This is a genomic window from Salmonella sp. NW1250 (assembly GCF_051812965.1).
Classification (GTDB): Bacteria; Pseudomonadota; Gammaproteobacteria; order Enterobacterales; family Enterobacteriaceae; genus Salmonella; species Salmonella enterica.
Genome location: NZ_JAMNDD010000063.1, coordinates 1 through 277, shown reverse-complemented (window position 1 = coordinate 277; position 277 = coordinate 1). Strand labels below are relative to the sequence as shown.

The following is a 277-nucleotide window of genomic DNA, read 5'->3' as shown; positions in this document are numbered from 1 at the left end:
GTAATAGCTCACTGGTCGAGTCGGCCTGCGCGGAAGATGTAACGGGGCTAAACCATGCACCGAAGCTGCGGCAGCGAACGTATCACTTAAAGCGATTCAGCGGGTTACGATTGACGGAGCGAAGCGACGTCAAAGCGTATACAAAGTCGAGTCGGTTTAAGGATACGTTCGTTGGGTAGGGGAGCGTTCTGTAAGCCTGTGAAGGTGGCCTGTGAGGGTTGCTGGAGGTATCAGAAGTGCGAATGCTGACATAAGTAACGATAAAGCGGGTGAAAAG

At 52.3% G+C, this 277-nt stretch carries 1 rRNA gene; it reads left to right on the top strand.

Going from position 1 to position 277, the window contains the following annotated elements:
- Positions 1–277: ribosomal RNA gene (locus NBA72_RS24265) — 23S ribosomal RNA — on the top strand; the annotation flags it as partial.